The sequence below is a fragment of the Gordonia westfalica genome, from assembly GCF_900105725.1.
Classification (GTDB): domain Bacteria; phylum Actinomycetota; class Actinomycetes; order Mycobacteriales; family Mycobacteriaceae; genus Gordonia; species Gordonia westfalica.
Genome location: NZ_FNLM01000036.1, coordinates 1092862 through 1105222, shown reverse-complemented (window position 1 = coordinate 1105222; position 12361 = coordinate 1092862). Strand labels below are relative to the sequence as shown.

Genomic DNA, 12361 nt, shown 5'->3' with positions numbered 1-12361 from the left:
CCCGCTCGACCGCAGTGTCCGCGTCCGGGTCGAGGCCCGCCTTGCGGAGCCGCTGCCAGGAATCGTCGATCACCGTGCGCGGCGTGCCGGCATACGTCCGCCCGACATCGCCGCATCGTGGACCGCGCTGAGAACGTGCGCGAACTCCGCGGATCGTCGCCGGCCTGGACGGCCGGCTCGAGATCGGAGACGTGGTCGGAAGTCATCATCACCAAGATTGTGCGTCACATCACAGAACCGGTGCAACGACGGGTGGGGTCGCAACGGGCTGCAACCCTTGCCGCGGCGGGTCACGGGGCGTCTCCTGTCCACAGCACCAATGTGGTCCGCGTCACTATCGGCGGCCCACCCGGAACTGTTGAGGAGAGACAATGACCCAGACGCTGGAGCCGGTCGTCAGCACCGACCGCACACCGCAGCAGCGAATCGACGCGTGGCTGGAGGAGTTCGAGGCGGCCCTGTCGGCCTCGACGTCGGTCGTGCGACGAATGCGTTCCTCACCGACAGCTACTGGCGCGACCTCACCGCCTTCACCTGGAACATCAAGACGGTCGAGGGCCACGAGCAGATCAGCGACATGCTGACGGCCCGTCTGGCCGACACCCGTCCCGCCGGCTTCGCGACGACCGAGGACGCCACCGACGACGGTGACGGCGTCGCGTCGGCGTTCATCTCCTTCGAGACCGCTGTCGGACGCTGCGAGGGTCACGTGCGTATCCGCCCGGATTCGGACGGCACCGACCGCGCGTGGACGCTCCTCACCACGATGCAGGAGCTGAAGGACCACGAAGAGCGCCGCGGCCCGACCCGCGTGCTCGGCGCTGTACACGGCTCCGATCCGGACACCCGCTCATGGGCGGAGAAGAAGGCCGACGAGGAACTCGAACTCGGTCGCACCGTTCAGCCGTACGTCCTCGTCATCGGCGGCGGGCAGGGCGGCATCGCGCTGGGAGCACGCCTCCGCCAGCTAGGGGTGCCGTCGATCGTCGTGGACCGTCATGACCGACCCGGCGACCAGTGGCGCAAGCGGTACAGTCCCTGTGCCTGCACGACCCGGTCTGGTACGACCACCTCCCGTACCTCCCTTCCCGGAGAACTGGCCGGTGTTCGCTCCCAAGGACAAGATCGGCGACTGGCTCGAGTTCTACACCAAGGTCATGGAGGTCCCCTACTGGAGCAAGACCACCTGCCTGTCCGCCGATTACGACGAGGAGCAGGAACGCTGGACCGTCGAGATCGACCGTGACGGCGAGCGCCTGACACTCCATCCGACGCAGCTCGTGCTGGCCACGGTATGTCCGGCAAGCCGTCGATCCGACCGTTCCGGGTCAGGACATCTTCGCCGGCGAACAGCACCACTCCAGCCAACACCCCGGCCCCGACGCCTACGCCGGCAAGAAGGTCGTCGTGATCGGGTCGAACAACTCCGCTCACGACATCTGCAAGGCCCTGGTGGACAACGGCGTCGACGCCACGATGGTGCAGCGCTCGTCGACGCACATCGTGAAGTCGGATTCTCTTCGATCGATTGCTCTCGGCGGGCTCTACAGCGAGGAAGCGGTGGCCTCCGGGATGACCACCAAGAAGGCCGATCTCACCTTCGCGTCGCTGCCCTACCGGATCATGCACGAATTCCAGGTGCCGGTGTACAACCAGATCCGCGAGCAGGACAAGGAGTTCTACGACCGTCTCGAGGCGGCCGGCTTCAAGCTCGACTTCGGTGACGACGACTCGGGTCTGTTCATGAAGTATCTACGACGCGGCTCGGCTACTACATCGACGTCGGCGCCAGCGAGCTCATCGCCAACGGCACCATCAAACTGGTCCAGGGGCAGCTCGATCACCTGACCGAGACCTCCGTCGTCCTCTCCGACGGCACCGAACTCGAGGCCGACGTCGTGGTCTACGCAACCGGGTTCGGATCGATGAACGGCTGGGCCGCCGACCTGATGGGTCAGGACGTGGCGATCGCGTCGGCAAGGTCTGGGGCCTCGGCTCCGACACCACCAAGGACCCCGGTCCGTGGGAGGGCGAGCAGCGCAACATGTGGAAGCCGACGCAGCAGCCGGGTCTCTGGTTCCACGGCGGCAATCTGCATCAGTCCCGCCACTACTCGCTGTACCTGGCACTGCAGCTCAAGGCACGGTACGAGGGTCTGGACACCCCGGTCTACGGCCTGGCCGAAGTGCACCACCTCAGCTGAGTACTCAGAGACGGGAAATGCCCCGCGACGACGAGGTCGCGGGCATTTCTGTGTCTCAGACGGCCGGCCGGGCCGGCCGCAGAAACCCACCGGGAAATGCATTGTGGCCCTACACGATTACTCGTGTAGGGCCACAATGGAAATTGTGTTCGGCGGTGTCCTACTCTCCCACACTGATTAAGGTGCAGTACCATCGGCGCTGGAGGGCTTAGCTTCCGGGTTCGGAATGGGGCCGGGCGTTTCCCCTCCGCTATGGCCGCCGTAACTCTATAAAACAACCCACAACAGGCTATTTGTTTGTTGTGTGTTGTTTCAGAAGTGTCATAGTGGATGCGATCACACGGGGGGCTACGCCCCGTGAACCCCAAAAAAACATGTAGGGGTCTTGCTGTGTGAACAACAGTGTTGTTGGTAAGTCCTCGGCCGATTAGTACCAGTCACCTGAACACATTACTGTGCTTACAGTTCTGGCCTATCAACCCCATGGTCTGTAGGGGGCCTTAACCCTGCTAAGAGGGTGAGAAACCTCATCTTGGAACAGGCTTCCCGCTTAGATGCTTTCAGCGGTTATCCCTTCCGAACGTAGCTAACCAGCGGTGCCCTTGGTAGGACAACTGGCACACCAGAGGTTCGTCCGTCCCGGTCCTCTCGTACTAGGGACAGGTTTCCTCAAGTTTCTTACGCGCGCGGCGGATAGAGACCGAACTGTCTCACGACGTTCTAAACCCAGCTCGCGTGCCGCTTTAATGGGCGAACAGCCCAACCCTTGGGACCTACTCCAGCCCCAGGATGCGACGAGCCGACATCGAGGTGCCAAACCATCCCGTCGATATGGACTCTTGGGGAAGATCAGCCTGTTATCCCCGGGGTACCTTTTATCCGTTGAGCGACACCGCTTCCACTTGCCGGTGCCGGATCACTAGTCCCGACTTTCGTCCCTGCTCGACATGTACGTCTCACAGTCAAGCTCCCTTGTGCACTTACACTCAACACCTGATTGCCAACCAGGCTGAGGGAACCTTTGGGCGCCTCCGTTACATTTTGGGAGGCAACCGCCCCAGTTAAACTACCCACCAGGCACTGTCCCTGAACCCGATCAGGGTCCGAGGTTAGAAGTCCAATACGATCAGAGTGGTATTTCAACAACGACTCCATGAACACTGGCGTGCCCACTTCACAGTCTCCCACCTATCCTACACAAACCGAACCGAACACCAATACCAAGCTATAGTGAAGGTCCCGGGGTCTTTTCGTCCTGCCGCGCGTAACGAGCATCTTTACTCGTACTGCAATTTCGCCGAGTCTGTGGTTGAGACAGCAGAGAAGTCGTTACGCCATTCGTGCAGGTCGGAACTTACCCGACAAGGAATTTCGCTACCTTAGGATGGTTATAGTTACCACCGCCGTTTACTGGGGCTTAAATTCTCAGCTTCACCACCGAAGTGATTAACCGGTCCTCTTAACCTTCCAGCACCGGGCAGGCGTCAGTCCGTATACATCGTCTTACGACTTCGCACGGACCTGTGTTTTTAGTAAACAGTCGCTTCTCTCTGGTCTCTGCGACCCACACCAGCTCAAACCGTAAAGATCGTCACCAGTCTGGGTCCCCCTTCTCCCGAAGTTACGGGGGCATTTTGCCGAGTTCCTTAACCACAGTTCTCTCGATCGCCTTAGTATTCTCTACCTGACCACCTGTGTTGGTTTGGGGTACGGGCCGTGTACCAACTCACTAGAGGCTTTTCTCGGCAGCATAGGATCATGGAATTCACCACTTCGGCTACGCATCACCTCTCAGGCTGCATGTGTTCCGGATTTGCCTAGAACACGCCCTACAGGCTTACACCAGTACAACCACTGACTGGCCCCACTACCTTCCTGCGTCACCCCATCGCTTGCCTACTACCAGCCAAGGTCCCATGCATCACCCCACCCGGCACCCGAAGGTGCTCCCGGGGGATCTGGATGGTTAGTACAACTGATTCAGCATGGGCGCGGATACACGGGTACGGGAATATCAACCCGTTGTCCATCGACTACGCCTGTCGGCCTCGCCTTAGGTCCCGACTCACCCTGGGCGGATTAGCCTGGCCCAGGAACCCTTGGTCATTCGGCGGAAGAGTTTCTCACTCTTCTTTCGCTACTCATGCCTGCATTCTCACTCCCACACCCTCCACCACTAGATCACTCTGCGGCTTCCACGGATGCAGGACGCTCCCCTACCCACCCACACACCTGGTTGATTCTCCGTAGAAAACCAACGGGCTGTTGTGTGAGTGCCGCGGCTTCGGCGGTGTACTTGAGCCCCGCTACATTGTCGGCGCAGGATCACTTGACCAGTGAGCTATTACGCACTCTTTCAAGGGTGGCTGCTTCTAAGCCAACCTCCTGGTTGTCTTCGCGACCCCACATCCTTTTCCACTTAGTACACGCTTAGGGGCCTTAGCCGGCGATCTGGGCTGTTTCCCTCTCGACTACGAACCTTATCGCCCGCAGTCTCACTGCCACACTCTCACTTACCGGCATTCGGAGTTTGGCTGACGTCAGTAACCCTGTGGGGCCCATCGGCCATCCAGTAGCTCTACCTCCGGTAAGAAACATGTGACGCTGCACCTAAATGCATTTCGGGGAGAACCAGCTATCACGGAGTTTGATTGGCCTTTCACCCCTACCCACAGCTCATCCCCTCCATTTTCAACTGAAGTGGGTTCGGGCCTCCACGACGTCTTACCGTCGCTTCACCCTGGCCATGGGTAGATCACTCCGCTTCGGGTCTAGACCCGGCGACTCTTTCGCCCTATTCAGACTCGCTTTCGCTACGGCTACCCCACACGGGTTAACCTCGCCACCGAGCACTAACTCGCAGGCTCATTCTTCAAAAGGCACGCCATCACCCACAACAGACCAAACTGTTCACAGGCTCTGACGGATTGTAAGCGTCCGGTTTCAGGTACTATTTCACTCCCCTCCCGGGGTACTTTTCACCTTTCCCTCACGGTACTTGTCCGCTATCGGTCACCAGGAAGTATTCAGGCTTACCGGGTGGTCCCGGCAGATTCACAGCAGATTCCACGAGCCCGCTGCTACTTGGGCATCCATCACGCAAGACCATGTGTTTTCAGCTACCGGACTCTCACCGTCTACGGCAGACCATTCCAGGCCACTTCACCTAACACACGATTTTCTGACTCACGCTTCCACAGGCAGATGGAAGAAGACGAACCCCACAACACCACACACACAACCCCTACCCGGTATCACATGCGCATGGTTTAGCCTCATCCGCTTTCGCTCGCCACTACTCACGGAATCACATATTGTTTTCTCTTCCTATGGGTACTGAGATGTTTCACTTCCCCACGTTCCCTCCACACCCCCTATACATTCAGAGGTGGGTAACACGACATCACTCGTGCTGGGTTTCCCCATTCGGACACCCTCGGATCACAGCTCGTTTGACAACTCCCCGAGGACTATCGCGGCCTACCACGTCCTTCATCGGCTCCTGGTACCAAGGCATCCACCGAACGCCCTTACACACTTACAACAACACCTACACCCACAGGGGCTCCGCCCCCGTGAACCCCCAAAAACCAGGGCCCACCAAGAGACACAATCCCCCACCAGTGTAGACATCACAAAAACATTTCTGCTAAATCACAGACCAACAAAAAAATGTTGATTTGAAATAAAGATGCTCGCATCCACTATGCACTTCTCAAACAACACACACCGCACACAAACCTGCATCTCCGCGTCCCATCACAGAACACCTCAACAACCCAGATCTCACATGCAGCACCGAGAAAACGCGTGTTCCCTCAGAACCCCGATAGCGTGACAATGAACCCACCGGCCTCACAGCGCAGCAGCAACCCCCAACCCTCCCACAGGTGCGGAAGTGGTGAGTCTGTCTGATGTTTCACCCTCGAACACACCCGCCGTGACACATTCGGCCACAGAAGCGGGGGTCCACGGGGACCAAGCCCCCGTGCGTTGTGCTCCTTAGAAAGGAGGTGATCCAGCCGCACCTTCCGGTACGGCTACCTTGTTACGACTTCGTCCCAATCGCCGATCCCACCTTCGACAGCTCCCTCCCACAAGGGGTTAGGCCACCGGCTTCGGGTGTTACCGACTTTCATGACGTGACGGGCGGTGTGTACAAGGCCCGGGAACGTATTCACCGCAGCGTTGCTGATCTGCGATTACTAGCGACTCCGACTTCATGGGGTCGAGTTGCAGACCCCAATCCGAACTGAGACTGGCTTTAAGGGATTCGCTCCACCTCACGGTATCGCAGCCCTCTGTACCAGCCATTGTAGCATGTGTGAAGCCCTGGACATAAGGGGCATGATGACTTGACGTCATCCCCACCTTCCTCCGAGTTGACCCCGGCAGTCTCCTGCAAGTCCCCGGCATAACCCGCTGGCAATACAGGACAAGGGTTGCGCTCGTTGCGGGACTTAACCCAACATCTCACGACACGAGCTGACGACAGCCATGCACCACCTGTACACCAACCACAAGGGAACATGTATCTCTACATGCGTCTGGTGTATGTCAAACCCAGGTAAGGTTCTTCGCGTTGCATCGAATTAATCCACATGCTCCGCCGCTTGTGCGGGCCCCCGTCAATTCCTTTGAGTTTTAGCCTTGCGGCCGTACTCCCCAGGCGGGGTACTTAATGCGTTAGCTACGGCACGGAACTCGTGAAATGAGCCCCACACCTAGTACCCACCGTTTACGGCGTGGACTACCAGGGTATCTAATCCTGTTCGCTACCCACGCTTTCGCTCCTCAGCGTCAGTTACTACCCAGAGACCCGCCTTCGCCACCGGTGTTCCTCCTGATATCTGCGCATTTCACCGCTACACCAGGAATTCCAGTCTCCCCTGTAGTACTCAAGTCTGCCCGTATCGCCTGCACGCCTACAATTGAGTTGCAGAATTTCACAGACGACGCGACAAACCGCCTACGAGCTCTTTACGCCCAGTAATTCCGGACAACGCTCGCACCCTACGTATTACCGCGGCTGCTGGCACGTAGTTGGCCGGTGCTTCTTCTCCAGGTACCGTCACTCACGCTTCGTCCCTGGTGAAAGAGGTTTACAACCCGAAGGCCGTCATCCCTCACGCGGCGTCGCTGCATCAGGCTTGCGCCCATTGTGCAATATTCCCCACTGCTGCCTCCCGTAGGAGTCTGGGCCGTGTCTCAGTCCCAGTGTGGCCGATCACCCTCTCAGGTCGGCTACCCGTCGTCGCCTTGGTAGGCCATTACCCCACCAACAAGCTGATAGGCCGCGGGCCCATCCTGAACCGCAAAAGCTTTCCACCCCAGAGCATGCACTCCAAGGTCATATCCGGTATTAGACCCAGTTTCCCAGGCTTATCCCAGAGTTCAGGGCAGATCACCCACGTGTTACTCACCCGTTCGCCACTCGAGTACCCAGCAAGCTGGGCCTTTCCGTTCGACTTGCATGTGTTAAGCACGCCGCCAGCGTTCGTCCTGAGCCAGGATCAAACTCTCCATGAAAAAATAGCGAAACAAAACCAACACCCCAAAAGGCGCCGGCGTTTCAACACAATCAGGAAAGCAAAACCTGACCAATCCAAAACTAGCTTTTCGTGTGACACCCAGACGGGGCCGAGCGCCACACACAAAATAAACATCTACATCCACAAAAGATGCTCGATGCCACAATATGGCATCAGACAATTCATCATCACACTATCGAGTTCTCAAAGAACACACACCCACCAGCCACTCACCCCCACAAGGGCTTTCACCAGCAGACTTGGTTCTGACTATCCATCGCCACCCCGTCTCCGGGGCAACTCTTCCAGCCTACCAGACCATCTCCACGACCCGCAAACCCGAAGTTCGTCGGCCCGAAGACATCCAGCAACCCCACACAACACGACCAAGACACGAAGTCTCGGACAAGAAGTTCGGGGCGGCCCGCGAAACCCGGTCTCCACTCCCCGCCTTCAGACCCTCGCAGGTCCTCCGGGGCGGCGCCGTGGCTCGCTGACTCGACATAAGTTACGCACGTGGGTCGGCGGCGTCAAATCGCCTGGTCAGAGGCGGTGCCGGCGGATCAACCCCCGATCTTGTGCACCCAGAGATGAACTTCGTGCACTTCGAGATGAAGAACGCCCCTGGAACCCACCCTCCATAGGCCGACCGGCGACACCATGTCGCCGGCGTCGCCACTCAGGGTGGTTTGCAGGGGCGGTTTGCATTGCAGGGACGGCCCTGAAGGCGGACGCCGGTTCCGGGAGGCGAAGCCACTCCGTGAGGCCGGCGATCAGACCACCACCGGCAGATATGCAAGAACCCCCGCCCGGGAGTCCCCGGGCGGGGGTTCTTGTGTTGGTAGCGGGGACAGGATTTGAACCTGCGACCTCTGGGTTATGAGCCCAGCGAGCTACCGAGCTGCTCCACCCCGCGTTGGTGAAGACCACGTTACACATGCGTTCGTCAGCGACGCAAATCGCTCCGGAAACCAACTCTGAACTGGTCAAACGTGAGTGATCGCGGTCACGGACCATCGTGAACCACAGGTCACGACGCCGTATCCGACGGGTATCTGCACACCCGCAGACCTGTGAGCTGGGTCACTTACGGGCGTAGACTCGGCGCTACCCGAACCGGGCCGACCCACCACCGAGGAGGGAACCATGTCCGCCCACTTCCACTATGAGAGCCACGGCAATCACCCGCTCAGTTTCGTCGGTTTCCTACTCGCACTCGGCGGTTTCCTGTCAGCCGCACTGTGGCTGGTCCACATGGCGGCCGGCAACAACGGATACGCAGCCCTGTTCGCCGGGCTGACGCTCGTGGCCTTCGCTTGCGCGATCTCGATCTTTTTCACGATCAGCCGCCGGTACCACCACAGCCCGGTCCTCCCAGACAACACAAAAGCAGAAACCGAGCGCTACATCCGCAAGTATCGCGGAGCCGGGCGTACCGCCCACTGAAGCGCTCGGTTTCTCGTTGACGCCGGTCGATGCACCCTGATCCCAGGGCGCATCGACCGACTCCATCAGTTCTGTTCTGGCAGTGACTCGTACTGTGCGACAGCCTTGTTCAGCTGATCGAGGGCCGCACCGTAACCGGAGAAGTCACCCTTGGTCTGCGCATCGCGCAGGGCTCCGAGTGCATCCCCGATGGCCTTCACCGCGGCATCGCGCTCCGGCGTACCGCCCTGCGGCGGGTTCGGCAGCTGCGGAGTCGTCGTCCCACTCTGCTGACCGGGCTGGTTGCCCTCGTCAGCGGGTTGCTGTTCACCGGGAACAACACCGGCGGCCGGTGTGATCCCGACCTGGCGCAGCGCCTCGGCCGTCGTCGGCGCATATCCGATCCGGGCCTCGCGTTCCTTCGGCTCGTACCGGGTGATCACCCGGAACAGGCGCGGGAAGGCCTCCTCGCCCTGGGCCTGCGCATACATCGGGACGACGTACAGGATTCCGTTGTCACCGACCGGCAGCGTCAGCAGATTGCCGAACGTCACCTTGGCCGTGTTCTCCAGGGACTTGAGCGACTCGGCGACCCGACCATCGGTCTTCATCGGGTTGAACGCCTGCTTCGGTCCCGACCGCTGGTTGTTGCCGGGCAGCTCCTTGACGGTGATCTGCCCATAGTTCGACGGGTCCGAGGAGACGGTGATGTAGGCACCGAGGATCGGCCGATTGAGTCGGGTGAGGACCGAGGTGAGCTGGAACGATGCCTGCTTGCTCTCCGGGTCCGAGGCCACGAAGTAGTACGGCGGCTGATCGAGTCCACGCTGTTCGGCGTCGGTGCTCGTCGGGTCGGAGGGCACCGACCAGAAGTCGTTTGCCTGGAAGAACGTCTGCGGCGAGTCGACGTGGTAGCGCGTCAGCAGTGCCCGCTGGATCTTGAACAGATCCTCCGGGTACCGGACGTGCTCGCGCAGCGAGGTCTGCTTGTCGAACTCGGCACGAGAGGCGACCGTTCCCGGGAAGACCTTCATCCAGGTCTTCAGAACGGGGTCCTCGGTGTCGACCTCGTACAGCTTGACCTCACCGGTGTAGGCATCGACCGTTGCCTTCACCGAGTTCCGCACGTACGACACGGTCTTGTTGACCTGCGTGCGTCCGGTCTGGCCGGGGTTGAGGTCCTGGGCATCGGCGGTCGCACTCTGCAGCGACGTCGGCTGCGAGTACGGGAAGTTGTCGAGCGTGGTGTAACCGTCGACGATCCACTTGATCGAGCCGTCTTCCATGACAGCCGGGTACGTCTTGGAGTCCATGGTCAGCCACGGCGCGACCTGCTTGACGCGGTCCCGCGGATCGCGGTTGTAGATGATCTTCGACGCCGAGGTGATCTCACCCGAGAGCAGGAAGTTCCGCTCCGCGTACTTGCCCGCGTACAGGAGGCGGGTGAACCAGTTGCCGAGTCCGACGCCGGCCGGGCCCTGGTAGGTGTACTTGGCGTCGCCCATGTCGTGCTCGCGGGGTTCACCGCCCTCGGAACCGACGATGGCGTAGTCGGGGTCGATCTTGGCCAGCAGCTCACCGAAGTAGATGCGCGGCTGCGTCACCTTGATCGGGGCGTCGCGCTTGTACGCCTCGGTCTGGTAGTTCGTGGTGTCGCTGACGTAGTAGAACGGGTCGCCGCCGCCGTCGATGTCGTTCTCGTCGACCGACTCGTTGACCCGGTTCGCCGGCGCGGCGACGAAGCCGTTGCCGTGCGTGTACACGAGATGCTTGTTCAGCCAGTTCTGCTGGTTCTCGAGGTAGCGGCTCGGATCGAGCTCACGCACCGCGACCACGAAATCACGGAGTTCGCCGTCGATCTTGTAGCGGTCGACCGCGAGCTGCGTCGGGAAGCCGTAGAAGTTCTGGCGCTGCTGCTGCTGGATGAACGTCGGCGAGACCACATTCGGGTCGAGGATGCGGACGTTCGACAGCGTCGGGATGTCCCCGTTGACGAGCGCGGGGTTCGCGGGCTCGGCGGTCCAGTCCTTCTGCGTGATGACCTTGTCCGGTCCGATGCCGTAGGCGTCCCGGGTGGAGTTGATGGCCCGCTGGATGTATTCGGCTTCCTTCTGCGCGGCGTTCGGCTTGACGGAGAACTGCTCCATGGTGAGCGGCCAGCCGACGCCGATCAGGAGTGCCGAGAACAGCATCAGCACGGTGGCGAGGGCGGGGATGCGCAGGTCGCGCAGCACGATCGCGGCGAAGAACGCGACGGCACAGATGATGGCGATCGCCATCAGGATGAGCTTGGACGGCAGGACCGCGTTGATGTCGGTGTAGCTCGCGCCCGGGAAGATCTCGGCTTTCCGCTGACTCGACAGCAGGTTGTACCGGTCGAGCCAGTACGCCGCCGCCTTGAGCAGCAGGAAGGTTCCGGCCAGTACCGCGAGCTGGATGCGCGCCGCCATGGTGACCGAGCCACCGCCCTGGCCGAGGCGGATGCCCCCGAAGAGGTAGTGGGTCACCAGGTTGGCGAGGAACGCCACGACGACCACGACGAACAGCAGGTTCAGCACGAACCGGTAGAACGGCAGGTCGAAGGCGTAGAAGCCGATGTCGAGGTTGAACTGCGGGTCCTTCTCACCGAAGGAGGTCCCGTGCAGGAACATCTGGACCGTGCCCCAGGAACCCTGCGCGACCAGACCGGCGAGGGCGCCGATGATCAGCGCCGGCACCACCGCGAACCAGCGGACCTTCGTCATGATGGCGGTCCGGTAGCGCGCGAGCGGATCGTTGGGTCCCGCGGTCGGCACGAACACCGGCCGGGACCGGTAGGCCAGGGCGACCGCACCGAAGATGATCAGGCCGACGACGAGCGTCGTGATCAGGAAGAGGATGACGCGGGTCCAGATGACCGTGCTGAACACGCTCGAGTACCCGACGTCGCGGAACCACAGCCAGTCGGTCGCGAGACCGATCAGTCGTGGTCCGATCAGCAAGAGGACCAGCACGGCAACGCCGAGTCCGATGACGATCTTGCTCCTGCGTGACAGTGTCGGCATTCCTGCCGGCCCTCGGACGCCCACCAGACCCACTCTCCAAAGCTCTCAATCCGGACAACGCCCTGCGTGACGAGCAAGCCTGGCGTGGTGCCCACTGTACTGGCACCGCCCGAGTGAGCGAACTCGCTCAGGTGCCTGCCCAACGATCGTCGACCTAC

At 60.6% G+C, this 12361-nt stretch carries 2 protein-coding genes, 1 tRNA gene, 3 rRNA genes and 2 pseudogenes; 2 read left to right on the top strand and 6 right to left on the bottom strand.

Features of this window, described 5'->3' with window-relative positions; all coding sequences use genetic code 11:
• A pseudogene (locus tag BLU62_RS34165) lies at positions 1 to 209 on the bottom strand (transcriptional regulator); the annotation flags it as partial.
• 162 nt (positions 210 to 371) lie between these two features.
• Here BLU62_RS34165 and BLU62_RS31200 point away from each other — a divergent pair.
• Positions 372 to 2203 (top strand): annotated as a pseudogene (locus BLU62_RS31200) (flavin-containing monooxygenase).
• 147 nt (positions 2204 to 2350) lie between these two features.
• Here BLU62_RS31200 and rrf read toward each other — a convergent pair.
• The 4 genes from rrf to BLU62_RS31180 form a co-directional block, all read right to left on the bottom strand.
• Positions 2351 to 2467: ribosomal RNA gene (gene rrf / locus BLU62_RS31195) — 5S ribosomal RNA — on the bottom strand.
• 143 nt (positions 2468 to 2610) lie between these two features.
• Positions 2611 to 5747, bottom strand: a 23S ribosomal RNA gene (locus BLU62_RS31190).
• Between the two features lie 462 nt (positions 5748 to 6209).
• Positions 6210 to 7732: ribosomal RNA gene (locus BLU62_RS31185) — 16S ribosomal RNA — on the bottom strand.
• The 16S, 23S and 5S rRNA genes sit together here, the layout of an rRNA operon.
• An 841-nt stretch (positions 7733 to 8573) precedes the next feature.
• A tRNA-Met gene (locus tag BLU62_RS31180) sits at positions 8574 to 8650 on the bottom strand.
• 230 nt (positions 8651 to 8880) lie between these two features.
• Between BLU62_RS31180 and BLU62_RS31175 the strand changes: the two genes are divergently transcribed.
• Complete coding sequence (locus BLU62_RS31175; RefSeq protein ID WP_074854269.1) at positions 8881 to 9180, top strand: hypothetical protein; 300 nt, start codon at positions 8881 to 8883, stop codon at positions 9178 to 9180.
• 65 nt (positions 9181 to 9245) lie between these two features.
• Here the strand turns inward: BLU62_RS31175 and BLU62_RS31170 are convergent, their stop codons facing one another.
• Positions 9246 to 12236: a UPF0182 family protein gene (locus BLU62_RS31170; protein WP_074854268.1), complete on the bottom strand. Its 2991-nt coding sequence runs from the start codon at positions 12234 to 12236 to the stop codon at positions 9246 to 9248.
• Positions 12237 to 12361: the final 125 nt, after the last annotated feature.

Excerpts from the sequence above, each read along its gene's own strand:
- BLU62_RS31175 (WP_074854269.1), top strand. The coding sequence starts at position 8,881 with ATGTCCGCCCACTTCCACTATGAGAGCCACGGCAATCACCCGCTCAGT.